Annotated in this window: 21 protein-coding genes; 15 read left to right on the top strand and 6 right to left on the bottom strand. The window is 45.3% G+C overall.

From position 1 onward, the window contains the following. Positions 1-220 precede the first annotated feature (220 nt). Together A3C46_04740 and A3C46_04735 are read left to right on the top strand one after the other, a co-directional pair. Positions 221-1432 (top strand): hypothetical protein, encoded by a 1212-nt coding sequence (locus tag A3C46_04740; protein ID OGQ22765.1) that lies wholly within the window; start codon positions 221-223, stop codon positions 1430-1432. 106 nt (positions 1433-1538) lie between these two features. Further along, positions 1539-2441, top strand: a complete 903-nt coding sequence (locus tag A3C46_04735; GenBank protein OGQ22764.1) for a hypothetical protein — start codon at positions 1539-1541, stop codon at positions 2439-2441. On the opposite strand, the gene A3C46_04730 is transcribed toward A3C46_04735, so the two are convergent. The 6 genes from A3C46_04730 to A3C46_04705 all read right to left on the bottom strand — a co-directional run bounded on the left by A3C46_04730 (position 2419) and on the right by A3C46_04705 (position 12843). Next, positions 2419-5118, bottom strand: coding sequence for an outer membrane protein assembly factor BamA (locus A3C46_04730; GenBank protein ID OGQ22763.1), 2700 nt, complete (start codon positions 5116-5118; stop codon positions 2419-2421). The genes A3C46_04735 and A3C46_04730 overlap by 23 nt on opposite strands. After that, positions 5115-8333: a hypothetical protein gene (locus tag A3C46_04725; GenBank protein OGQ22762.1), complete on the bottom strand. Its 3219-nt coding sequence runs from the start codon at positions 8331-8333 to the stop codon at positions 5115-5117. The genes A3C46_04730 and A3C46_04725 overlap by 4 nt, the downstream gene beginning before the upstream one ends. After that, on the bottom strand, positions 8330-9802 hold the full coding sequence (locus tag A3C46_04720) for a UDP-N-acetylmuramate--L-alanine ligase (GenBank protein OGQ22761.1): 1473 nt from the start codon (positions 9800-9802) through the stop codon (positions 8330-8332). Before A3C46_04720 ends, A3C46_04725 begins: the two co-directional genes overlap by 4 nt. 110 nt (positions 9803-9912) lie before the next feature. Further along, positions 9913-10968: a hypothetical protein gene (locus A3C46_04715; protein ID OGQ22928.1), complete on the bottom strand. Its 1056-nt coding sequence runs from the start codon at positions 10966-10968 to the stop codon at positions 9913-9915. 160 nt (positions 10969-11128) lie between these two features. Continuing rightward, positions 11129-12040, bottom strand: a complete 912-nt coding sequence (locus A3C46_04710; GenBank protein OGQ22760.1) for a hypothetical protein — start codon at positions 12038-12040, stop codon at positions 11129-11131. Next, the gene (locus tag A3C46_04705) at positions 12037-12843 is read right to left on the bottom strand and encodes a hypothetical protein (protein OGQ22759.1); all 807 of its coding nucleotides are present in this window, start codon (positions 12841-12843) and stop codon (positions 12037-12039) included. The genes A3C46_04710 and A3C46_04705 overlap by 4 nt, the downstream gene beginning before the upstream one ends. A gap of 240 nt (positions 12844-13083) precedes the next feature. On the opposite strand from A3C46_04705, the gene A3C46_04700 reads away from it, so the two are divergent. From A3C46_04700 to A3C46_04640, 13 genes are all read left to right on the top strand, one after another. Beyond that, on the top strand, positions 13084-13524 hold the full coding sequence (locus A3C46_04700) for a division/cell wall cluster transcriptional repressor MraZ (protein ID OGQ22758.1): 441 nt from the start codon (positions 13084-13086) through the stop codon (positions 13522-13524). Positions 13525-13539: 15 nt separating this feature from the next. Next, the gene (locus A3C46_04695; protein OGQ22757.1) at positions 13540-13893 is read left to right on the top strand and encodes a hypothetical protein; all 354 of its coding nucleotides are present in this window, start codon (positions 13540-13542) and stop codon (positions 13891-13893) included. Next, positions 13877-14821: a 16S rRNA (cytosine(1402)-N(4))-methyltransferase gene (locus A3C46_04690; protein ID OGQ22756.1), complete on the top strand. Its 945-nt coding sequence runs from the start codon at positions 13877-13879 to the stop codon at positions 14819-14821. Before A3C46_04695 ends, A3C46_04690 begins: the two co-directional genes overlap by 17 nt. Next, on the top strand, positions 14818-15156 hold the full coding sequence (locus A3C46_04685; GenBank protein OGQ22755.1) for a hypothetical protein: 339 nt from the start codon (positions 14818-14820) through the stop codon (positions 15154-15156). Before A3C46_04690 ends, A3C46_04685 begins: the two co-directional genes overlap by 4 nt. Position 15157: 1 nt before the next feature. Further along, positions 15158-17131 carry a hypothetical protein gene (locus tag A3C46_04680; protein OGQ22754.1) on the top strand — a complete coding sequence of 658 codons (1974 nt, stop codon included), beginning with the start codon at positions 15158-15160 and terminating at the stop codon, positions 17129-17131. Positions 17132-17140: 9 nt separating this feature from the next. Then, complete coding sequence (locus A3C46_04675) at positions 17141-18529, top strand: hypothetical protein (protein ID OGQ22753.1); 1389 nt, start codon at positions 17141-17143, stop codon at positions 18527-18529. Then, positions 18529-19605 carry a phospho-N-acetylmuramoyl-pentapeptide-transferase gene (locus A3C46_04670; protein OGQ22752.1) on the top strand — a complete coding sequence of 359 codons (1077 nt, stop codon included), beginning with the start codon at positions 18529-18531 and terminating at the stop codon, positions 19603-19605. Before A3C46_04675 ends, A3C46_04670 begins: the two co-directional genes overlap by 1 nt. Positions 19606-19711: 106 nt before the next feature. After that, positions 19712-20833 (top strand): cell division protein FtsW, encoded by a 1122-nt coding sequence (locus A3C46_04665; protein OGQ22751.1) that lies wholly within the window; start codon positions 19712-19714, stop codon positions 20831-20833. Positions 20834-20844: 11 nt separating this feature from the next. After that, positions 20845-21921 (top strand): undecaprenyldiphospho-muramoylpentapeptide beta-N-acetylglucosaminyltransferase, encoded by a 1077-nt coding sequence (locus A3C46_04660; protein ID OGQ22927.1) that lies wholly within the window; start codon positions 20845-20847, stop codon positions 21919-21921. Positions 21922-21946: 25 nt separating this feature from the next. Continuing rightward, positions 21947-22978 carry a hypothetical protein gene (locus tag A3C46_04655; GenBank protein ID OGQ22750.1) on the top strand — a complete coding sequence of 344 codons (1032 nt, stop codon included), beginning with the start codon at positions 21947-21949 and terminating at the stop codon, positions 22976-22978. Next, positions 22962-23909, top strand: a complete 948-nt coding sequence (locus A3C46_04650) for a hypothetical protein (GenBank protein ID OGQ22749.1) — start codon at positions 22962-22964, stop codon at positions 23907-23909. The genes A3C46_04655 and A3C46_04650 overlap by 17 nt, the downstream gene beginning before the upstream one ends. Beyond that, positions 23906-24676: a hypothetical protein gene (locus A3C46_04645; GenBank protein OGQ22748.1), complete on the top strand. Its 771-nt coding sequence runs from the start codon at positions 23906-23908 to the stop codon at positions 24674-24676. The genes A3C46_04650 and A3C46_04645 overlap by 4 nt, the downstream gene beginning before the upstream one ends. A gap of 29 nt (positions 24677-24705) precedes the next feature. Beyond that, positions 24706-25932: a cell division protein FtsA gene (locus A3C46_04640; protein ID OGQ22747.1), complete on the top strand. Its 1227-nt coding sequence runs from the start codon at positions 24706-24708 to the stop codon at positions 25930-25932.

Here is a 25932-nt window from a genome sequence, read left to right as displayed (position 1 = left end):
AAGAGTTGACAGAGAAAAAAACACGAGTATAAAAACACGCAAGTTTTTCGTTCTTTATCATCTTACTTTTAGAACCCAAACGGAAATCTGGTCAGGAAAGGGGGTGCAACTCTCCAAAAGATGACCTTCCGGTGGAAGAAGTCACTTATCCGACATCTCAGCACGTGTAAGAGCAGAAATCGTTCTGCTTTTTTATTTCGAGAAAAAGGAGAGGAATATAATGAAAAAATTACACTTCATCCTCGCGCTTGTGGTTGCAGTATTTGGGATTCAATATTCAGCCCAAGCCGAAGAAAAATACGTTGCCGGTGGTTTTGAAGCTTCCGGAAATGTTGTGAGCGGATTTGGTTGGCAGCATCAAATGACCAATGCACACCCAGCTGCAGCTATTTCAGCAAACGGAGATGCTGGCTCCACCTACGGCGTCCTTGGAAAATACAATGGTGCCGGCGCTGCTGGCGCAGTCCCTGGTGGTAAAAATGATCGTTTCACGTTCTTTGTGGATTCAGTCGAATTGGATTTGATGAAATCGTTCGGTGAAAACATTCGTTTTCGTGCTGATCTCGATTTTACACGTCCAGTTTCAGGGAGTGGTACTGGTTCAGCAGCAGCTCCACAAGCAGCTGGTCAGGGCGTTCTTGGTCTTGAACAAGCCTATGGAACATTCAACATTCCGGCCGGTAATGGTATCGAAGTTGCCATCGGTCGTATGGATGCACCTCATGGGTTTGAAGCGCGCGATGTGGTCGATAATCATCTCTTATCAAATACTCAGTTGCTTCGCGCAGGTCTTCGTCCTGTGAGCATCACAGGTGGAAAACTCTACTATGCATTCACCGATGCAGTAGACTTCCATTTCTACATCAGTAACTCACTTGTTGCTGATACGCAGAAAGCTGTGGTGGATATTCCTTCAGGTGGATTCCGTCTCGGATACAACTGGGGTGAAGAAGGTCATGAATCGACCTTTGGTTTCAGCGCCTTCGGTGGTCCAGAAAACGGACAGAAGAAATTGTCCCGTTGGACCTATGCTGGCGATGTTGACTGGAATTGGTGGATCACAGAGTCGTTTGCTTTTGGTGGCGAAGGACTTTTCCGTCGTGATTCCAAAACAGGTGCTGCTGCTATCCCACATCAAGAAGTGTTCGCAGGTCTCTTGAACCTTCATTATATGTTCAATGATGTATGGGATGGAACGTTCAGCGGTGCCTACACAGAACAACGTGATATCGCTGGCGGCGGTGTTCCAGTCCTTACTGGCTTTGAAGGAACCAGTGCTGAACTTTCACTTGGTGGTGGTTATGCAGTTGCTGACGGTGCTCGAGTGGTTCTCGAAGGCCGTTTCGACTGGGTGAAAAACAAGACGGCTGGTGCTGGCAATGCAAAGTCATATGACATCGGTGGTGCACTCGCCCTTGCTTACGATTTCTAAGGAAGAGTGAAAGATGTATGCTCTCAACCCCCCACACGTCGTGGGGGGTTTTTTTTCAAGTTGAACCGAGATCAAGAAATGTTGTAAGCAACACAGAGAGGTGAACATGATATTATTAAGTCCTTTGTGGATTTCATTTGGTCCTATTCTTTTGATCAATGCTTTTGTTCTGACATCCGTGGCTTATTTTGCGCTGACCGGAAAAGGGGATCGTCATAAAGCGCACGATGCAGCACATCGGCATACCTCAAAGTTTCTCAATCGTTTTTTTAAAGAGTGGTGGGTCTGGTGGACTGATCCTGTTGCGTTAGCGATGGCCAAGGCTCGCATGACACCAAATATCATTACGATGATCGGTTTTCTTTTTTCGCCTTTGACCGCCATTCTTTTTGCGCTCGGACATTTTGGGTATGCGGGGTGGATGATGGTTGTGGGAGCGACCTTTGATCTTTTTGATGGACGCGTTGCACGTGTTACAGGGAAAGAGACGAAATCAGGAGAATTTTTTGACTCTGTCATGGATCGCATCAGTGAAGGGATTTGTTTTATTGGCCTTGCGTATTATTTTCGCGAAAGTTGGATTTTTTTCTTTGTCCTTGCGGGACTCCTTGGTTCAATGCTTGTGAGTTATACACGGGCCAAAGGAGATAGCGTTGGTGTTCCGTGCAAGAGTGGATCGATGCAACGTCCTGAACGGATTGTCTACATTGGAGTGAGTTCGATTCTTCAACCTGCGGCGACTCTTCTGCTTCTTCCTTTTTTTGCGACTCCACCTCCTTTCCTCGTCATGGCAGCCATTGTGTTTGTGGGCATGATGACAAATGCCACGACAGTGTATCGTATGATTTACATCATGAACGTGCTTGATTCCAAAATGCATCTGGAGAATGAATCGATTCCCCAGATCATGAGTAAGTTCACAACACATGAAGGAAGAACACAGTTGTGGGAACAGACACGAAAAGAATTTTTGGAAAAACTTGAAGCTAAAAAACGTATCCAAAAGTGAGATGAAATCGACTTACGTCTTCTCCTGTTCGTCGGTCCAATTTAAAACCATAGTCTGCTCTGATAGGCCCCACTGGTGTGACATAGCGAAATCCAAAGCCAGCGCTCTGTCGTGCGCCTCCGATGGAAAGTTCTGAAGCATCATCGGTCAGTTGTCCCACGTCATAAAAGAATGCAAAATTGAATCGGGCAAAAAGTCGAAAGCGAAGTTCTTCATTGAGAATCCAGCGAAGCCGTCCTCCTGTAATTTTTCCGAGATCTTGGGGACCTAAGCTATCTTCACTAAAACCTCGGAGGGTGTCATCACCTCCAAGAAAAAAACGTTGATCAAGAGGAATGGAAACATTTGTTCCAAATCGTTCAATACGATTGAGGCGCGCTGCGGATGAAAGAGTGATGCTTCGAAATGGTGAGAAATCATATTCTGTCGATAAAGAGAGTTTCATGAAATTCGATTCTTTTCCCTTGATTTCATTGAGCAGAGTAACAGCGGCGAGCGCAAAAAGTCCTTTTCGTGGATCAGCAAAACTATCGCGTGAATCATAACTAGTGGAAGCCGATGTTTCAAGAATCGTGCTATTGCGGATAGATTGCGCGTCAGCTGCGTCAACATTTCCTTCAAGAAGATACTTTCGATTGAGATCGAATCGAAAAAGAAGTCCAACGTCGTCAAATCGTCTGAACCAGCCAACTCCACCGCCAAGTTTTAGAGATCGAAATGCAGGTTCTTCTTCATAGAACATGGAAGTATTCATGGTCATTTCAACTTGGGAACCGAAAAGTCTTGGATCAACCCAACCGAGTTCAACGCCAGAGATTTCACGACCTCCGATAAGTTTGAGAGTGTTCCGTTTTGCCCAACCAAAAGCATTCAGGTTTGTGAACTTCAAATTCCCTACATATTGTTTGTCCGTACTGTATCCAAACTCGATATCAACAAGGAAAGGACGCTGTTCTTCCACTTTGACGAGAAGATGAATTTTTTCTTCCTTTTCTTGGATGCCGATTGTTTCAACACTCACGGAGGAAAAAGGGCCAAGTCTTCTGATATTGAGTTGCGCTTCAACAATTTTTTGCGTGCTGAAAAGATCGCCATGACCAATGCCCATTGCTTTTTTGATCGCCTTTTGGCTTGTGAGCACATCCCCCACAATCAGAACTTCACCAATACGAACTTCCGGACCCTCCTCGATTTCATAGGAGATGATCGTAGTATAAGGAACGTTTCCAGAAGCGATGGAAGCTTTGGCTTGAGCGTACGGATATCCATGGTCACTGTAAAAAACGAGAAGTTGCTTGCGCTCTTCTTCGATGAAATGGGGATCAAAAGTTTTTCCCGGAATAACTTTGAGCACGTCGAGGAGATCTTTTGTGGATGCAGCATGATTTCCCTGGAAAAGAACCTCTTCGACGATCGTCTGTTCTCCTTCGCTCAGTGGAATCTGCACGGTGAGAGATCCGAGGTCTTCTCCTTTTTTCACTTTCCACGCTTCGACAGCGCCATCCAAAAAACCTTCGGATTCTAATACTTTTTTTAATGCTGCACTATCTCGTGTTTGGAGATGCGGTTTATACGGACCACGTGTGTGAAGTGACCTTTCTTGATTGGCCATCACCTTTTTCAACTTGCGCTGTGCAACTTTTTTACGTCCCGGAAATCTGATCTGTTTGATGAATTGAGGTTCGCCCTCTTCCATCACAAAGGAAATTATTTTTTTTTCTTCGGAAAGATCAACGCGTTGTGCCTCGATATGAGCGTCCGGATAACCTCTTTCTGCAAAAAGTTTTTTAAGAGCTGCAATACTTGCGTCTATTTCATATTGATCAAAACTCCCTTCTCGAGAGATGGTCATTGTTTTTTTCAGCGTACGGTCGCTTGCATGACGATTTCCCTGAAACTCTACTTTGACATGAGGTCCTTCATACACCTCAAGTTGCAGATCGACTCGAGAGAGATGATAGTCAATTTCCTTTTCTCGAACTTCGATCCTTGCACGGGGATATCCATGTTCGTGGTAGAAATCGGTGAGCTTGCGTAAAGAAGCTTTGAGCCTTTTTTCTGAATATGATTTCCAGGGATTCAGAGCAGAAACAAATCGTCCGAGAGGATAAGCTTTATTCCCGTTAACAATAATATTTCGATAACGAAGTTGTTCTCCTCGATGAATGGCAAAGGTAATGGTTACACCATTTTCAGTGGGCTCTGCAGTTTCAAGAATTTCGACTTCGGTATTGATATATCCTTGTTGTTCATAAAATGTTTTGATGCGATCGACTTGTGCCTTGACAGATTGAGGGGTGTAAATGTCTCCAGCTTTCAAGGTAAAGTATTTTCGAATTCGATTTTCGACAAAGGGATAATTTCCCTGTATTTCGATGAGAAGAATCACCGTTGCTTCATCGAGTCGAAAGTGAAGGAGTTTTCCTTCAGGTGTCGAATCGATATCGACTTGAATGGCATCAAATGCTCCCCATCGTCGTAGCGCGGTAATCGCCTCATCTACTTTTTGGACACGAAAAGGATCGCCTTCTTGAAAGGGGAGTACATGACGAACGGTATCTTCACCAATGCGCGAAAGGCCAGAAATGCGTATTTGAGCGATCTTCTCTGAAGCGGCATGCGCTGATGAAAGAAAACTCATGAGCACCAAAAGAAAAATAAATATTTTTTGTTTCATCGTGAACGAAAGCGAAGAGTGATTCGCGCTCCAAATTCATTGTTACTGCTTCTGCTTCCTGTAAGCAAAATATTATCAATGATCGAATATTCTGCTTTGACAGTCTGAGTAGCGTTTTCACTGTTAATATCGGTAGAAAAATCCATTTTTAATCGGTCATTGACCTGTTTCCCAATATAAACACGAGAAATCGCGCGCGATCCTGTTGATGAAGCTGGATCAGCCGCTTCAAGTCGAAAGACATCAAGCGAGGTAAATTCCGAAATGGGCCGTTGAAGGACACTCGATACTTGAGAAGAGAGGACTTTGGATGCAAGTCTTTCTTGTGAAATATCATTTCGTTGGGATCGTCGGTCTTCTTCCGTAAAACCAAAAGCGATAAGTGAAAGAACATCTTTTTTATTGAGAGGGCCTTCTGGTGATGTTCCTGAGAGATCCAAGGAAAGATTTTCGGTTTCTCCACGTAAGAAAAGGGTTACATTGGAAGCGCCGATTTCGCGCTCTGCTGTTACTTCGAGATAAGGAGTGGCATACGGTTCACGGAACTCCAGAAAACCTCGCGTAATGTCGAACTTCAAACCTAAATAATGTATCGTGCCGGCGACATCGACCACACCATTGACGGTCGGTTTTTTTCTCGTGCCGGTCACTGCCAGATCAAATCGAAGATCGATATCTCCGATATTGTTGCGAATGAGAAATTCACCTGAATTGCGAACGCGAAGAGCAAGCGTTGGATTCAACGTCGACATTGTTTCTTCTTCGGCGCTTTCATCTTCCTCTCTCCCTTGAATCGAATCGATCAGACGAAAATTTTTACTATATCGACCATCAATCACGGTGACATTTCCTTTGAGAAAAGGAGAAGGGAAACGTCCTTGAAGCGTCACGTCTGCATCAAGGGTTAAACGCAAATCTAAACCTTGAGGACGAAACGTTAATGATTCACAAGAAAATGAAAGATTGGCGCTTTCTAAGGTTGCGTTGTGATGCATTGCATTCCCCTTGAGTGAAAAATGTCCATCTTCAACGGTGGCATGGATATCTTTCATCTGAATCGATTTTCCTTCAAAGTGAAGACTGCCGGTAATATTTTCCATGCGCAGTCGTGTGAAGCGAGGTGAAAAAAGAGCTTGATGGAATTGAATATTTCCAAAAAGAAGTGGATCTGATGCCAAACCTCGAAGTTTCAGATCAACGGTTGCTTTTCCTTCTGCTTCACGAACCAGATGAGAAATGGGATTGAGGAGAGTGAGGTTGACAAGACCTGTAAGAGAAAGATTGAGAGTCCCATCTTTCTGGATGGTTCCATGCGCAGAAACTTTTTCATCTTTCTGCAAAAGCGATGCATACGAAACCTGGCGGAAGGTCCAGATGCCGGATGCGTTCTCTCGTGAGAGATCAAGGGTGAGTTCTGGAATCGGAGTGCCATGCAGACGAAAAGATTCTTTCTGAAAATCCAACACCAGCTGAGCTGAAAACTGACGTTCTTGAAGTCGTGCCGCTTTGAGCGCCATGTTGGAAAAAACAATTTGTTTATTTGTAAGCGTGAACGTGTTGGAAATCACATCATAAGGAATTTTATACCATGTCCCCGCAGTTGCTTTTACAGCAGCTTTTCCGCTGAACTGCGTGACAGGTCCTGAAAGCTCGATGTCTCCCGTTGCTTCCCCGGTCAATGCAAAGGGAGTTCCGAGTGAAGCGCCAAGATCATAGTTCTCAATATGAGCTTGCAAGGAGATTTTTTTTGGACGTGGTTGGTTTTCTTTTTTTGGACCATAGAGAAGAGCGAAAATTGCATCACCTGTCTGTTTGCCGTTTTGAACAATGGTCCCTTGAACCGAAAGTTTATCGTAGCTTGCTTCAAAAAGAACATGTAATTCTTCTGCGGCAATCGGTTTCCATCCACCATCATGAACTTTTCCTTCGACATGTGCCTGAAATTTTTTCCCCCAGCCTTGAAACGTTCCTGCAAAATCGGCAGTTCCGAAAAGAAGTTTGAGATGTGGATCTCGAAATTGTTCAAAAAAATATTCGAGAGGAAATTTTTTTCCATTTCCTTCAAAAACAATCTGTTGATGAGAAATATCAAGAGAACCATGAAAAGACGTTTCTGATTCTCCGGCTCGAATCAATCCTTCACGAAAAGAGACAAGGCCTTTCTCCCAGCTGACAGAAGTGGTGACACGATTTTCTCGATCAGCAGCACGAGAAAATCGATGTGTGATGTCAACAACGGCTTTTCCGGTACTTTGAAGAGGGGAGAATCCTCTTCCTTCAAAAGAAATTTTTCCGGAAAGAAGTCCTTCTGTGTCCATGACCTCTAACGGTTTGACAAGGTGAGGAATATGCACAGCTTTGGGGATCGTAAGTTCGCCTCCAAATGTTTCGTCCGTAAAATTTGCTTTGCAACTTCCAGAAAGAATATTTTCTGAAATTTCTAAAGAGAGCGATGAGAGGGTCAATATCTGGTCCGAGTATTTTAATTGGGCTGAGGTTTTTTGAATGTCAGTTCCTTCAAGAAGAAGATTGAGTCCTTCCACTTCGCCGGTGAGATCGTTGACGTAAGGAAATGTTGGCTCCCACCGTTCCAGTTCTGTTTCTGCTTTGAGAGTGAGGCGTTCTGAAGTAAGAATTTCGTGTTCTGCAGAAAAAAGATGAAGCTCGTCAAAACCGATGCGAAGCCAGTTCTTTCCAAGAAAAGTTCGATCAAAAGCAATCCGCATTTCTTGGGTCGTGAAACGTGATTTTTTCCCAAAGTGAATGTCGATATTGAGAATGCGAGTGTTGTTCAGAGCGATATTTTGAAGGAGAAATAATTTTTTTAATTCGAGTTTTGTTTTCTTTTTTTCCTTTTTTTCTTGGGGTGGAAGCTCAAGCGTCACTCCTTGAATGACGCTTTCATCAATAGAAAGTTTTCCACGCAGGAGAGGTAAAAAACGATAACTGAGATCTATTTTTTCAATTCGTAATTGTTGTCCCTTGTGAGGATGAGAAAGCGCTATTTCTTTTACAGAAAGATGATTTCTCCAAGGCGTCCATACCATGTGTGTGGCTTCGATGTTCCACGGACTTTTACTGTTCAAAAAGGAGAGGAGATAACGAAGTGTTGCCGGTCGATTGATGAGCCATACGGAGCCACCAAAGAAAAAGAGGATGCCTGTCATAAGGAAGACAAGCGTACGTGCTATTTGACGTTGTCGAGAACGCTTCATTGCTTCTTCTTGGGAATGCGACTCATTTTCAGTTGCGAATGATCTTCATAGAGTTTTCGGCGCTCAAGTTTTTCGATAATTTTGTGATGGATATTGTCAAAGCCGCCATTGGACATCACGAGAATGACATCCTGAACATTAATATTTCGAATCAGATATTCGAGAATGAATTCGGTTCCGCCTGGAATATAATGCGCATCGATCCCTTTTTCGTTCATCAGACCATCCGCAATTTTTTGCGCGTCGAGTCGTTCTTCTTTTGGAAGTTTATCTGCTTTAAAAGGAGAAGCGATGATCACGCGATCAGCGTGAGCAAGCGCTTCCACAAATTCGTGTTGAAAGACATTTCTGCAACTTGTGTTGGATCGCGGTTCAAAAAGAGCCCAAACACGTCTTTTGGGATAACGTGCTTTGATGGCATCAATGGTTTCTGAAATCGCTGTGGGATGATGCGCAAAATCATCGATAATCGTGATGTCTTTGATATTTCCAACCACTTCTTGTCGTCGTTTGACTCCTTCAAAAGTTGAAAGTCCTTGTTGGAGTTCGTCAAACGACATTCCAAGTTCATGTAAGAGAGCACATGCTGCCACCGTATTCACGATGTTGTGACGTCCGGCAAGAGGGGAGTGAAGAGATATTTTTTCCTTCTTTGTCGTGATTTCACATGAACTTCCTTCGGGCGTCAGAGAAAGATGAGTGATGGCATAATGCGCCTCAGGAGAAAAACCATAGGTCACGACCCGACAAGGGGCTTCTGCAATCACTCGTTTTACATTGGCATCATCGATATTGGCAATGAGCACTCCATTGTGAGGCATGAGAGCGACAAACTTTCGAAAAGCTTCCAGAACATGATGAAGGCTTCTGTAGATGTCAGCATGATCAAATTCAATCGACGTCAAGATGCTCCCAAAAGGACGATAATGAAGAAATTTTGGTCCTTTATCGAAATAGGCGGTGTCGTATTCATCTCCTTCAACAACAAAATATTTTCCGGAACCGCGCGCAGCGCTTCTTCCGAAATTTTTTCCAATGCCGCCAATAAAAAATCCAGGATCTTTTTGCGCTGCCGTTAAAAACCACGCCAGAAGTGTCGAGACTGTCGTCTTTCCATGCGTTCCAGTAACCACAAGTGTTTGACGATCTTTTAAGAAAAAGCGCGCCAGCGCTTGTGGCATGGAGAGATAAGGAATACCCTGTTTTTCAACTGCGATCGCTTCAGGATTTATTTTCGTGATGACATTTCCAATCACGACGTGGTCTGGTCGATCGTCTAGATTTTTTTCGCTATATCCTTTATAAGGCGTAATCTCCAGACGCTCGAGTTCTTCTTTCATCGGAGAATAGATTTCATTGTCACTTCCCGTGACGTGATAACCAATTTCTTTGAGAAGGCCCGCGAGGGCCCCCATTCCTGTTCCACCAATGCCAAGAAGATGAATATTTTTTTTCTTCTGTTCCATCATGAGGTTACTTTCTAGCAGGGAATTTTGATGAATTGCAATGGGAGAGAGAATATCTCGACTTCAACAAAATTACTAAAAAATAGTTACTAAAAAAGTGTCATAAGAGGATCTCAAACGTTGAGAATCAGCTCTTTCATAATCAAATCATGCAATTGAGGTCGAAAGCTTTTGATCTTTTCATTGGTCATGCTCGGATGAACGCGGTTCGTGAGCAGAATAACCCAGACCTCTTTTTCGAGATCGATCCAGAGAGAACATCCGGTATACGCGAGATGCCCGATGGAGCGTTTTGAGAAAGAGTGTCCCGATGAAGAGCGACCAGGGGTAATGAGGTTCCACCCGCCCACAAATGTATCGTTTTCTTTTCGACTCCACGCTTTTTCAAAGTCAAAAAACGCTCGCACTGTTTCTGGGGGAATCCAATCATTTTTTCCGGACAAACTCTGGGTGAAAGCCTTCAGAAAGATATGAAGATCCGAAGCAGTTGAAAAAAGTCCGGCGTGACCTGCTACTCCTCCCAGTGCATACGCATTCGCATTATCGACTTCTCCTTTGAGAATGCGTCCTCGCCAAGGACAGTCCTGTGTCGGAATGAATCGTCTATTCGCTCGCGCGGAGTGAGTGTGCGTCGGAATAAAAAACGTATCGTGAAGTTTGAGAGGTGCGGCGATGTATTCTTGAAAAAGGATATCAAGCGGATGATCGCCAGCTTCTTCCAGAATTTTTCCTAAAAGAATAGAGCCAATATCACTGTAGACTGTTTTTTCCCCTGGAGCGTGAATCAGCGGTTCACGAAGACATTCTTGGAAGATGAAATCTCTCCCTTCTTCGGTACCGATCATCGATAGAGGAAGTTCGCGATAATAGGGTTGCCATGCGATATAGCCCGCAAAGTGATGGAGCAGCATCTCGACGGTGATCTGTCGATGAAAAGGAAGTCTCGCGCCTGCAAGCCATTGATAGACCGTATCTTCAAGTTTGATAAGCTCTTTGGCGTGAAAGAGCATGGTAAGCGTTGCAGTACAGATCGGTTTTGTCAGAGATGCGATATCAAAGAGACTCCCTTTTCGTGCGCGGCCATAAGATTTATGAAAAAGAATTTCTTCGTGATGAGCAACCAGAAGTTCTGCATCGGGAAAAACACCCTCTTCGATGGCGTCTTTCATTGCCTCAGAAATTGAATGAGACGCGATTTCAAAACGTTTTGTGGTCACGGGTCCTGTCGCCTCCGTCGTTCCACCTCCCCACCCATAAACCGTGGGTGGGGCGCCCCTGGGATCCAACGTCGGCGCCACCCGTGTAATTTGTCCATTTTGAAATCGCGTCTCATTCAAAGAGACCTGACGTGATGGTCAATGAGCACGATGTTTCGGAAGCGATCAGTGCTGCATCAACTCCAAGAGGGAGAGTGACAAATGCAGTATCGTGTCCCGCAGGGTAATTGAAAATAACCGGACCTTGAAAATCGGAGAAGACATCTTGAAGCATCGCAACAACATCGTGAGTATCGTCACTTCGCAACACAAGAGTTCCAATCACAATGCCTCGAACTTTTTTGAGTTTCCCTGCGTGTTTCAGTTGCGTGAGCAGTCGATCAAGTTGAGGAACCCATTCATTGATATCTTCAAAAAAGAGAATCGCATCATCTGTATTCACTTCATATGGTGTTCGAAGACTTGCATTGATCATCACGAGACATCCTCCACGAAGTTTCCCTTTGGCTTCTCCTTCTTTGAGTGTTTTTGCGTTTCCTCCAGGAAGTATCCCAAGTGCTTTTTCTGATGTGAGAGCACGAACCAGGTGTTCAAGGGTGAGTTCTGGAACTCCTTTTCCAAGTCCAAGGACCATCGGTCCATAAGCTACAGGATAACCGAAATTTTGAGATAACCACGCAAGGAGTGGTGTGAGATCTGAATATCCAATCACCAGTTTTGGATTCGCTGCAATGAGCTTTGTGTCAAGAATCGGAAGAATCCGCATGGCCCCATAACCACCGCGGACAAACATGATTGCCTTGATTTCTGGATTTTCGAAAAGGGATACGAGTTCTTGCGAGCGACGTTGATCACTTCCCGCGAGATACCGCTCTTTTTTAAAAATGCTTTCATGAAAAAAAGTTTTGAACCCAAGCGATTCGAGAACCGTAATTCCTTTTTCAAAAGCATCGCGTTCAAAAGTGCCACTTACGGCTGCAATCCCAATGGTATCTCCCTTTTTCAAGGGCTGTGCCCTTTTCATATAGGTACACCTTTCTTTTTATCGCTGTTCAGAATGCGTGTTGAAATTATAAGAAGAAGCATTCCGAATGCAAAGAGAAGAATATCAGAGACATTCATCGTTGAGCGTAGCGGGAGGGTTGTCTTCCACGTCGCATGTAAAAACGTCCAGCTATTATTAAAGATGTGACAGCATATTGGGACCCATAACGTTTTGGTTATTGAAAAAACCCATGAAAGGGCGAGGCCCAAAAGAAAGTAGAGATGAACATACCAGAGATTGCCGTGAAGGAGGGCAAAAAGAAACGCAGTCAGAAAAAGGGCGATTTTTTTGTTGAGCTGAAATTGAAAGGTTGTTTGGCAAAAGCCTCGGAAGAAAATTTCTTCACAGACGCCAGGAACAAGACAGAGAAGAAAAAATTTCCATACGACTTCAACGGACGATGATGTTTCAAGTGCTCGTTCTAAAGCTTCTCGATAGCTGAGAGGGAGAGGAAAAAAGATTTCGCTGATGAACACGAGATAGTCGATCACGATGACAACTCCCAACATAAAAAGGAGGGAGAAGAAAATTGATCGAAAGGAAGGAGCGTGAAAAGGGAAAAGAAGTTGGGATCGAGTTCGAAGAAGTCGTGCAACGAGAAAAGGGAGACCGGCAATAATGATGATTTCGTTCACGAGAATTCCGAGGGCAAAAAAATGTTTGGTGACCAGGGAGATGACCAATTGAAACAGCGCAATGAGCGTTAACGTCACAAAGACCGTGGTATGCGTGGGGACGCGGTCTCCTGAGGGTAAAGTGGAAACGAAAAGGAATCTCATCATGAATAATCTTATTTATCAGATAATTAAACGTTATTCCAATAATTTACGTAGAAGATTTAATATAACTCCTCAATATAGAGATGCTTTTTTAAAGTAAAATATGAACATCTTAAACCACAAAAAACGACGAAATTTCAAGCAATTAGAAAGAATTTCTCTTGACGAAGTGAAGTTTTTTCACGTATTCTCCCAAGAAGTGGGGAATTGTGGGAAATCAGGTCTAACTTATGAGGATTGTGGATGTTTCGGGGACGCTACCGCCACAGCATTGATAGCAAAGGTCGGCTTTCCATTCCTTCCAAGTTTCGGGAGGTGTTGGCCACGAGCTTTGACGAGCGTCTTATTGTCACGAATTTTGATCAGTGTCTTTGGGCGTATCCAGCGCTCGAGTGGCAGAAGTTAGAACAGAAAGTCAGTCAGCTCCCCCAATTTTTGGATGAGGTCAAAGCTCTTCAACGAGCTTTTATTTCGGCAGCAGTCGAGTGTCCTTTCGATAAACAAGGTCGCATTCTTCTTCCTCCAGAGCTTCGCGAGTATGCCGGACTTCAAGAAGAGATTGTGATTGTGGGGATGACCAAGCGCATTGAGTTCTGGGCAGCAGAGCGTTGGTCAGAAATTTTTGATTCTGCGCAGAAAAAGCTCGAATCACTCGGCTCAAAACTCGCCGACTTGGGGCTTTAAATGAAGGAGGGAGATATGTTTCGAGTCAAACAAGTTCGTGATGTTTCGGTGATTGATACCGAAGGAGAACTCTCTCGCAATAATATGCACATTTTCGAAAATATTCTGGAGCATCTTTCACAGAGTGATTGTCGCAATGTGGTGTTGAATTTGGGAAAACTACGACATCTTGATTATCGACTTGTTCAACGCATTGTCGATCGTGTGATTCAATTTCAGTGTGATGGGGGAGATCTGAAAATGGCGAATGCCAGTATGTACATTCGTCAAATTCTTCAGGCCATGGGCGTTGAAGAAGAGATGTATGGAACAGTGGAAGAAGCCTTATTGAGTTTCTTACAGGGAGAACCTTCTGGAGAGCTTCAATAAAGAAGAACGAACGCTTTTGCATCTCCCTGTTTTGGAACACGAAGTCGTCGTATGGCTCACTGCTTCTCAGATGGAGAAAGAGTGCAAGCGCTATGTCGATGTGACCCTTGGCGGGGGAGGACATGCAGCAGCTCTTTTGAAAGCAGCGCCTCACAGCGAACTGTTGGGCGTTGATCAAGATGAAAAAGTGTTGAAGCGAGCGAAAGAGCGGCTCGCTGAATTCGGGAAACGGGTTGTATTCACACAGGGGAGATTTTCTTTGCTTTCAGAACATCTGGCATCGGTTGGTTGGGACCGTGTCGACGGCATTATTGCCGATCTTGGCGTTTCGAGTTTTCAACTCGATGAAGCTGATCGCGGTTTTAGTTTTCGGCGAGAAGGTCCGCTGGATATGCGCATGGATACAACAAAGGAACCAACCGCAGCAACGTGGATTGCAACAACGGAAGAAGAAGAAATGGCGCACATTTTTTTTGAATATGGAGAAGAACGCTTTGCGCAGCGCATTGCACGTCATCTCTGCGTGCGACGGGAACAAAAATCTTTTGAGACCACAGTTGATCTTGCCGAGGAAATACGAAAAGCGCTTCCGCCATCTGCCCGTTTTCCTCGTACCAAAGGGGGGAAAAGAATTCATCCGGCGACGCGTGTGTTTCAAGCCATTCGCATTGCTCTGAATGAAGAGCTTCAGGAGCTTGAACATTTTCTTCATAAAGCTCCCTTCTGTTTACATCAGAGCGGGAGATGTGTCGTGATCAGTTATCATTCGCTTGAGGATCGCATGGTGAAGCGCGCGTTTCGTGCTTTAGCCACGGAGGGATTTTCTTTGCCGATGCGAAAAGCGCAAAAACCTCAAGAAGAAGAGATTGCTCATAATCCTCGAGCGCGAAGCGCAAAATTGCGTGTTCTTGAAAGGATCGATGCATGAGATCGGTCGTCGCGTTGGCACACACGGTGGGTCAACAGCATCTATCAAAAAAGTCGGTGGCGATTCGCAATCGTTATATTCGTCGCGTGTTTTTGTTTTTTTGTCTGGGAGCTCTTATTCTTCTGTGTGTTGTTTGGACGCGCGTTCGTGTCATTGCGCTTGGATATGAAGTAACGCGCCTTCATCGCGAAGTGGCTGATCTGACGCAAGAGCGAGCGATGCTTGAAGCTGAAGTCGCAAAACTGAAATCTCCAGATCGTCTGGAGAGAGTTGCCCATGAACGATTTCATATGCGTCTTCCAAGGGGGAGCGAAATCATTTTTATTGATCAATAAAATGAAACCTCAACTGTCACCACAAGATCAAGCAGAACGACGTCAGCGAGCGCGCATTGCTGTGATCGGTCTTTTTTTTGCGGGCGGATTTTTTATCCTGAGTCTCCGCGCGCTTTTTTTCCATCTTCAAGAAAATGAAAAACTTTCTCGCGTGGCGCTTCGACAATATCGAACAGCGGTTCGTCAAAGTACTTGGCGCGGAAAAATTTTAGATCGTGCTTCGCGAGAACTTGCCGTGAATGTTTCTGTTGATTCGATCTTTGCGAATCCTCAAGGCATGAAAGATCCTTCGACCTATGCTCGCAAACTCTCACCACTTCTGGATATGAGTCGGGAAAAAATACTTTCTCAACTGAAATCAAAACGAAAATTTGTGTGGCTTAAACGTCGCGTGACGAAAAAAGAATCCGAAACTGTCTCCTCTCTCAATCTTGCGGGGATTGCGACGGTTCAAGAAAGTAAACGAAGTTATCCGAATGGGAAATTGGCTGCTTCTATTTTGGGCGCTGTCGGGTTTGATGCTCAAGCTCTTGGTGGCGTTGAACTTGCGGTCCATGACATTTTAACGCTTCAATCGAATCCTGGCGAATACCGACGCGATGCGCGCGGGCATCTCTATCTTTCGCCCACAGATTATACGGTTATTCGTGATGTTGCGCAGGTGGAACTTACGATTGATAAAACACTTCAATATATTGCTGAGCGCGAGCTCGAGGTTGCGCTGACAGAGAGTGGAGCCAAAATTGGGATCGTGGTGGTTGCAGATCCGACCACAGGAGAAATTTTGGCTATGGCGAATGCGCCGACCTTTGATCCGAATCGTTATAATGAATATGCTTCGCATTTTTGGAAAAATCGCGCCATCACCGATAGCTATGAACCAGGTTCTACCTTGAAAGTCATGGTGATGGCTGCTGCGCTGAATCAAGGTATCCTTTCTCCCGATGCAAAGATTGATTGTTTCAATGGCCGCTATCAAATCGGAAAAAAAATAATTCAAGATACACATCCGCATGGCATTTTGAATGTCTCAGATATCATCCGTGTCTCGAGTAACATTGGAGCGGGTCGCATTGGCATGATGCTTTCTCCAGAACAACTTGCGCAGTCGCTTCGCGATTTTGGATTTGGAAAAAAATTAGAGATTGAACTTCCGGGAGAAGCAGCGGGTATTCTTTCTGCTGCTTCAACCTGGTCTGATCTTGTTCATATGACCATTGCCTTTGGACAAGGGATTAGTGTGACGCCACTTCAAATGACCATGGCATTTGCGGCTATTGCAAATGGTGGAGAGCTTCTTCGACCACGCATTTTTCAACGTATTGTTACTGCTGATGGAGAGGAAAAACCTGTTCGTGGACGTGAAGTGCTTTCTCGACCTCTTCGCCCAGAGACAACGCAGATTATGACAACAATGCTCGAAACCGTGGTGAAAGAGGGTGGAACCGGAACGCTTGCCGCCAGTAGCGAATATCGTGTGGCAGGAAAAACAGGAACAGCTCAAAAAGCATATGAACTTACGCGTGGATATGCGAATGGAAAATACTTTGCTTCTTTTGTGGGCTTTGCGCCGGTCGAAGAACCACGCTTAGTGGTGTACGTCGGACTCGATGAGCCAGAAGGGGAACGTTATTACGGAGGACAAGTCGCTGCTCCTGTCTTCAAGCGTATTGTAGAGTCTTCACTTCGATATTTGAAAGTGCCATCGCGTCATGAACCTCACTATGTTGATCAACCCCAGGTTGAAGAAAAAGAGATTGATCAGAATGTTTCTGTTCTTTCTGCAGGATCTGGAAAATGGAAAGTTCCTGATTTCCAGGGGCTCACCATGCGCGGTGTCTTGAAAGCGCTTGGGAAATCAGATCTGCAGGTCGATTTTCGTGGAAGCGGAGTGGCGATTCAGCAGACACCGGCGGCAGGAAGTGTGGTGGCGTCGGGGACAATGTGTCGAGTGGTTTTTCATTCGTCGTTGTAAGGAGATCGTTTGCAGTTTTCGGGTGATGACATGGTGAACGCGGTGCAAGGAGTCGTCATGCAACAAGGAGAACAGACACAGCTCTTAGGGGTGACAATCGATTCGCGGAAAACGCGAGCAGGAGATCTCTTTTTTGCCATTCAGGGAGCGCAATTTGATGGTCATGACTTTTGTCGGGAAGCGGTGGACCGGGGCGCTTTCGCGGTCGTTGTTTCGCGCAGCGTCGAGATTCCTCAAAAAGTGTCGGTGATCAATGTCAAAGATACACTGACAGCGCTTGGGGATCTTGCTTCGTGGTGGCGGCGGCGTTTTTCTCTTTCGCTCGTGGCGATTACGGGAAGTAATGGAAAGACCACCACCAAAGAAATGGTGGCAGCACTTTTTGAACATACAGAGCGAGTGCTGAAGAATGAAGGAAATGTGAATAACCTGGTGGGAGTCCCTCTGACCCTTTTGCAATTGGAAGAGCATCATACCGCTGCGGTGGTAGAGATGGCGATGAATCGATCTGGAGAACTCAAACGGCTTGCGGAGATTGCAGCGCCTACCATTGGTGTGATCACCAATATTGCTCCAGCTCATCTTGAAGGACTTGGCGATATTGAACACGTTGCTCAGGCGAAAGGAGAACTTTTTGAAGCTCTGAGTTCTGATGCGACAGCGATTGTGAATAGTGATGATCCCTTTGCTCAAAAATTGATCAAACGGACGAAGGCCAACATCATTCGGTATGGCAGCTCACCAGAATGCGATATCCAACTTCTCAACATCGAAGAAAAAGAGCGTGAGGGAATTGAAGTGACATTGCGAATCGATCAGAAAAAAATTCACTTTCACCTCCCACTGCTCGGAAAACACAATGCATGGAACGCTGCCGCTGCCATGGCGGTGGCTTATGTGATGAAGATGGATCTCTCTGAAGCCGCAGCGATTTTGGAAACGATGAAGTCGTTTCGTATGCGATTGCAACCCTTGCATCTCAAAAATGGATCGCTTCTTTTAAATGATACCTATAATGCCAATCCGAGTTCCACGAAAGCAGCGCTTGAAGTTTTAAAAAACTGTTCTCATCACACCACGTCGATTGCCGTGCTCGGAGATATGTTAGAACTCGGAAAACAGTCCGCATCGTTGCACGAAGAGATTGGAAATGAAGTGGCTCGGCTTCGTATTGATCACCTTTTTTTAGTGGGCGATTTTGCATCTTCTGTTGCGAAAGGTGCGCAGAAACATGGCATGACATCAGAGCAAATCAACGTTTTTACAACTCGTGACGAATTGATACGTGCGCTGCGTGAGCAGATGAGTGGACAAGATTGTATTCTCGTTAAAGGTTCTCGCGGAATGAAAATGGAAGAAATTGTGGCAGCGCTGCAACAGCAAGAGGGAAAACCATAATGCTTTATCATTTTCTCTATCCTCTTCATGAAACGTACAGTTTTTTGAATGTCCTCAAATATATTACGGTGCGTACATTTCTTGCTGGTTTCATTGCCATGAGTCTTTATCTTTTGCTCGGTCGAACATTTATTGGTCTTCTTTCACGTCGACAATTTTGGCAGACGGTTCGTGATGATGGCCCGGTAACGCACATGGATAAACGCGGGACGCCGACCATGGGAGGGCTTCTTCTCTGGTTTTCAATGTTTGTCGCGTTACTTTTGTGCGCACGATTCGATGAACCCTATGTGATTTTGGGGATGCTTCTGGTGCTCTGTTTTGCCGTCATCGGCTACATCGATGACTATCGGAAAGTCATTTTGCGAGATGCAAAAGGTCTTCGCGCGCGGTGGAAATTTCCATTGCAAGTGCTTGTGGCAACTGTTTTTGTTTTCATTCTTTTTGATGGTTTTGGAATTAGCACACAACTTTCATTTCCTTTTCTGAAATCGTTTCAACCCGATCTTCACGGATGGTATATTCCTTTTGCGGTGTGTGTCATTGTAGGAGCTTCGAATGCTGTCAATCTGACAGATGGATTAGATGGTCTTGTCAGCATGCCGTCGATCATTGCATTTTTTGCTTATGGTATGTTTGCCTATGTCGCAGGACATGCCACGATTGCAGAATATCTTCAGATTCCTTGGATTCCAGGAAGTGGTGAGCTCACGGTACTTTGTGGGGCGGTCATTGGCGCGCTCATTGGATTTTTGTGGTTCAATGCTCATCCGGCTTCTGTTTTTATGGGAGATGTCGGTTCGCTTCCGCTCGGGGCGCTTCTGGGATATGTGGCGATTGTCACGAAAAATGAAATTTTACTTCTCGCTGTTGGTGGCATTTTTGTTTTGGAGACGATTTCGGTCATCACACAAGTGATCTCCTTCAAGCTCACGGGAAAACGAGTATTTCGGATGGCCCCTCTTCATCATCATTTTGAGCTCAAAGGATGGGCGGAATCAAAAGTGATCGTCCGTTTTTGGATTGTCGCTCTTATTTTGGCGTGTATGAGTTTGGCAACATTGAAAATTCGATAAATACCCACGGCGTGAATGCTCGATGGGGGTGGTCAGGGGGAGTGTCAGGATCTCCCCCTGACGTTAGCGAGTCGCGGATTTACTCCGCGCGAGCGAATAGAGGTTTATGAACGGAGAATTTCAAAAAAATCATTTCGATATTTGGCTGCTCTTTACCGTTATGATGCTTGTCGTCTTCGGGGTGATCATGGTTTATAGCGCTTCTGCGGTCCGTGCGCTCGAACTCTATGGCGATAGCTATTATTTTCTTAAACGTTCGCTCTGTTTTACGGGTCTCGGACTTGTGGGACTTTTTGCCGCCTCAGCATGTCACTATCACTTTTATCGTCGCTTCATTTATATTTTTCTTTTCGCAAGTCTCATTCTTCTCGGTCTTGTTTTTATTCCTGGCATTGGAAGAACGATTGGGGGCGCGACGCGTTGGATCAAAATAGGAATGTTCGGTTTTCAGCCTTCTGAGTTTGCAAAACTCGTCATGATTCTTTTTTTAGCGTACTCTCTTGAAAAAAAATCTGCTCGTATGAGGAGTCTCGCCGTTGGTATTGTTCCTCATGTGCTCGTGATGACTGCTGTCAGCGGGATTATTTTGCTTCAACGCGATTTTGGCGCCGCAGTCATTATCGCGATGATCACATGGATGATGCTTTTTGTGGCCGGAGCCAGACTTCGTTATCTCGGAGGAATTTTGGCCACACTTCTTCCCCTCGTCATTCTTCTCATTGCAAAAGCACCGTATCGCCGTCAGCGTATTCTCGCTTTTTTAAATCCGTGGAACGATCAATACGGTTCAGGTTTTCAGATGATTCAATCTTTTGTGGCCTTTAATGAAGGGGGACTGTTTGGCCAAGGTTTGGGACAGGGTCAACAGAAACTTTTTTATCTCCCTGATGCTCACACCGATTTTATTTTTTCCGTTGTCGGAGAAGAGTTAGGACTTCTCGGTGTTTTTTTCATCATGGGACTTTTTCTCTTTTTTTGTTATCGCGGTTTTCGCATTTCTCTTCAAGCTCCCGATCTTTTTGGGCGTTACATCGCTCTTGGGATTACGGGCCTCATTGGGATCCAGGCGCTGCTCAATATGGGCGTGGTCATGGGACTTTTGCCGACGAAGGGTCTGGTGCTTCCTTTTTTAAGTTATGGAGGTTCATCAGTGGTCATGTTTTTAATTGCGGTCGGAATATTACTGAATATTTCTTCCTATCGACGAAGCGAGAGCGCATTTTCATGAAACAGAAGCAGATGAAAATCTTGATTGCTGCAGGTGGGACAGGAGGACATCTTTTTCCTGGGGTTGCGCTTGCTGAATCATTTGTAAAGCGAGATGGAATCTCTGTTCTCTTTGTGGGCACGATGCGTGGTTTGGAAACAAAACTTCTTCCACCGCTTGGTTGGAAACTTCTTCTTTTGCCCGCTGTTTCTCTCAAAGATCGACATGGAATAAAAAAAATAACGTCGTATGCGCGTCTTCCTCTTCTTCTTTTCCGCGCTTTTTGTTTGGTGATGTTCGAGAAACCATCTCGCGTCGTCAGTATTGGAGGATATGCTGCGGGACCGGTGACGCTTGTGGCGTCACTGCTTCGCATCCCCACGGTTCTTCTTGAGCCAAATGCCATTCCGGGATTAACGACTCGACTTCTTGCGCGATGGGTTTCGCTTATTTGTCTCGGTTTACCTGAAGCAGCTCGAGCCCTTCCGCAAAAGAAAGTGATGCTGACTGGAACACCAGTACGAAAATCTATTTTGGGAGTTCGTTCCAAATCTTCAAAAGAAAAAGTGAAACCTTTTACGGTTCTCTGTTTTGGAGGATCTCAAGGAGCACAAAAAATAAATCGTGCGGTATTGGAAGCGCTTCCACATTTACAAGAACTCACATCTTCTCTCCGTTTTATTCATCAAATAGGAACTCAAGAAAAGAGAGAGCGAGTCAAGCAGGTGTATACAGAGAGAGGTTTTGAGGCGAGTGTTTTTGAATTTATTGGAGCAATGGAAAAAGTATATGAAGAAGCTGATCTCGTGATTGCACGAGCAGGTGCCATGACCATTGCAGAGCTGACCATTGCCACTCTCCCTTCTATTTTAATTCCGTATCCGTATTCTGCTGACGATCATCAACGTGCGAATGCTGAAAGTTTAGTCCGTATTGGCGGTGCGACAATGATTTTGGAGGCAGAGTTAACAGGCGAGCGTCTTGCGAATGAAATAAAAAAATTAACCGAAGATTCACGACATCTTCTGTCGATGTCGCAGGCGCTTCTCAAGCGGCGGCAACCAGATGCTGCGGAGCGTATAGTGAATGAATGTTTGAACGTGAAATAAAGAAGCACACTTAAGGGGGTATATGATGGAAGAGATCAAAGAAGAAGAACGAGAGCAAGCCAAAGAAAAAGATCTTCCCTCTTTTGATGACATTGATCTCTCGCTTTTGCATCCGCGTGAGCGAGCACGGCTTGAACGCTCATTTGAAGCACAGCACATGTCACACGATCAAAAAGAGAGACTTTCGAGAATCACTGAAGTTCGCTTTGATGAAGCGATGAGGGAGTATACCGGCTTTGGGGTCGGAGGAGCGGTGGAAGCGCTGGTGACGGTAAAACATGTGAAGGGCCTCAAAGCGGTGATGGAGTTCGCACACGACAGCGGCGTGTCGTATCTTTTTCTCGGAAAAGGGCGAAACCTTCTGGTGCGCGATGGGGGAATGCTCGGGATGGTCATCCGTTTTGGGGGAGAGTTTTGTCGTTGTGAAATGATGCGAACCTCTGATGAGCAAGCTAAAGTAAGTGTACATGCAGGAGTTGAACTGAAAGAATTTGCGCGTTTTGCGGAAGCTTTTCATCTCAGTGGATATGAGCGTTTTGTCAATCTGCCAGGGACGGTTGCCGGCGCACTTCAGAGTGGTCATTCTCTGCGACATCTTTCGCTCGAACATAAGGTGGAAGAGATCACGGTGTTGAATGCGCAGCAAAAAGAAATCACGTTGCAGGGAAAATCTCTTCGTTTTGAAGGAGGAAAGTTGAAGCTTCCTCGAACCACTCCCATCCTGCGTGTTCTTTTAAAAATTGCGATTCAAAAGAGTGACGAACATCATGAAGAGCGAAAGCTCTATCCCGAAGGGGATGTTTTTTCGATCGCGCCTTTTGCTGATCCAGAAAAAGTGGAAGCGCGTCAACTGATTGCAGATGCGGGTCTGCAGGGCGTTCGAGTAGGGAGTGCGCGCGTCTCCACGTTACATCCTGATTTTATTCTCAATGAAGGCGATGCCACAGCGCGCGATCTTCTCGTGCTTGTGGGTCTTGTCAAAGATCGTGTGAAACAGAGTAGCGGCGTGGCGTTGGAACAAAAAATGATCGTGGTGGGGAATGACAAACAACGATAAGAAAAAAAAGAGAATTGCTGTATTGTTTGGGGGAGAATCCAGAGAACGGGATATTTCTCTCAAGACAGGAATTGCTATTGCCGCGGCTCTCAAACGTCGTGAGTATGATGTCGTTGAAATCGATGCGCAGCGTGATGTGATGACGCGTTTGACGCAAGAAAAAATCGACGTCGCCTTCATCGCGCTTCATGGAAAATATGGAGAAGATGGATGCATTCAGGGACTTTTGGAATGGATGCGCATCCCTTATACGGGAGCCGGTGTTTGTGGCTCGGCGATAGCGATGAATAAAGTTTTGTGTAAGCGACTTGCAACGAGCTTTGGCGTTCCTGTTGCGCGCGATGAGGTCTATGTTGCGGGAAATGAGATCACGAGTTTTATTGAACGCCTGACCCTTCCGTATCCCGTGATTGTGAAACCATCACGAGAGGGTTCCACGATTCATGTCACGATTGTGCATGAAGCTCATCTCTTAGGTGAAGCGCTCGAACGCGCTCTTCTTTCCGATGATACGGTGTTAGTCGAAGAATATGTGCGCGGAAGGGAAGTGACGGTGGGACTTCTGCGTGGAAAAAGTTTGCCGATTGTGGAGATTGTGCCGAAAAGTGGTTTTTACGATTTTGAATCAAAATATACCAAAGGGAAAACTGACTATATAGTTCCTGCGAATATCAGCGCAAAACTTTCGGAGCATCTGGGAAAACTTTCCGAAAAACTTTTTGCGGCGATTGATACGATCGATGGTTCAGGATTCGCACGAGCGGATTATATGATCGGAGACAATGAACGAATTGTTTTTCTCGAAATCAATACCATTCCTGGCATGACCGAAACATCACTGGTTCCAAAGGCTGCAGCATCGGCAGGGATTTCTTTTGATGAACTCTGCGAACAGATTTTAAAAACAGCATCCTTAAAGGTGAAGCAATGAGTGTTTTTTTGAAACGACAACAGGTTCGTAAACGGCGCGAAGTGAAAAAACTGATGCGACGTCTTGAGCGATTTATGATGATAAGCGTGATCGTTCTTTTTGGACTGGTCTTCTTTTATGGTCTCTACCGCGTTGTTTTTTTCTCCCCTTATTTTTCCATTCGCGAAATTGTGGTCGAAGGGGAGACGAAACGGCTGACCACAGATCAAGTGGCAAGGCTTACCGGCGTTGAAGTCGGAGATAATCTTTTTTGGATCGATGTGTCTGCGATTTATCAACGCCTCAAAGCAGATCCCTGGATTCGAATTGCTTCGGTTCGTCGTCGTCCTCCTCATACATTGTGGATGTATATTGAAGAAGAAGAGCCGATTGCGATTTTGTCGTCTCAAGGACTCTTTCTGATGAATCGAAAAGGAGAACCGTTTAAAAAAGTAGAAACGGTGGATGACAAAAGTTATCCCGTTTTCACTGGCATGATGCAGCATGAAAAACAGAGAATCACGCAGGCTTTTTCGATTCTCGCTTGGTTTGATCGCTCTTCTCTTTTCCCCGGTGAAGAGGTTGCTGAAGTAAATTTTCATCCGGTGAAAGGATATTCATTCACGATGACGATGCGGCCAGTGTTTGTATTGCTTGGTCATTATGATTTGGAAAAGCGAATGGAACAACTCGATCGTTTTCGAGATGCGATCTATCAACAAGGACGACGAATTCAGTATATTGTGATGCATGATCAGCATCGAATTGTGGTAAAGTACTCAACATAAAAAGCATTTTAGGAAAGGGGGAAAAGCGTATGGCAAAAAACGAGGATTTAATCGTTGGCCTCGACATTGGGACGACGAAGATCTGTGCCATTGTCGGAGAGGTCACCGATGACGGGATCGATATCGTCGGGATAGGATCTCATCCTTCGAAAGGACTTCGGAAGGGGGTGGTGATTAACATCGATAGTACGGTTTCTTCGATTAAAAAAGCGATCGAAGAGGCTGAACTCATGGCAGGATGTGACATCACATCGGTCTATGCCGGCATTGCTGGTGGTCACATCAAGGGACTCAACAGTCATGGCATTGTGGCGATTAAAGAGAAAGAAGTTCGCCAGACAGATGTGGATCGTGTGATCGATGCGGCGCAAGCAGTTTCAATTCCGCTCGATCGCGAAGTGATCCATGTCATTCCACAACAATTTATTGTTGATGATCAGGATGGAGTTCGTGATCCTGTGGGAATGAGTGGTGTGCGTCTGGAGGCGAAGGTTCACATTGTGACCGGCGCTGTGACGTCTGCACAAAATATCATTAAATGTTGTAACAGAGCAGGACTCAATGTGAACGACATTGTTTTGCAGCAGCTTGCGTCTGCTGAGGCTGTTCTGTCAGGAGATGAGCGAGAACTCGGCGTGGTCCTGGTCGATATCGGTGGGGGAACCACGGACATCGCCATTTTCTCGGGTGGAAGCATTGTGCATACCGCCGTGCTTTCTGTCGGTGGAAATCATCTCACCAATGATATCGCGGTGGGAATTCGTACGCCAACACATGAAGCCGAAAAGATTAAGCAAAAATATGGATGCTGTGTTGCGGGAATGGTGCACAAAGATGAAACCATTGAAGTGCCGTCGGTGGGTGGACGAAATCCTCGCATTCTTTCACGACAAATTCTGGGTGAAATTTCTGAACCTCGTATGGAAGAAATTTTTACGATGATTCAGCAAGAGATTGTGCGTGGCGGATGTGAAGATATGGTTGCAGCAGGAGTGGTGTTGACAGGTGGCGCAACGCTCGTTGAAGGAGCGGTGGAGCTGGCAGAGCAAGTCTTCAATCTTCCGGTGCGTCGCGGTATTCCGATTGCAATCGGTGGACTCGTCGATGTGGTGCGTAGTCCGATGTACTCAACTGGTGTGGGACTTGTCATTACGGGCGCTAAGAATTTTGATCAGCGACGCTTTCGAGTTCGAGATCGAAATGTCTATGGAAAAGTCAAAGACCGAATGAAGGAATGGTTAGGGGAAATATTTTAA

Source organism: Deltaproteobacteria bacterium RIFCSPHIGHO2_02_FULL_44_16 (assembly GCA_001798185.1).
Taxonomy (GTDB): Bacteria; UBA10199; UBA10199; order 2-02-FULL-44-16; family 2-02-FULL-44-16; genus 2-02-FULL-44-16.
Note: the sequence above shows the minus strand (reverse complement) of the source record. Positions and strands in the feature narration are given on the sequence as shown.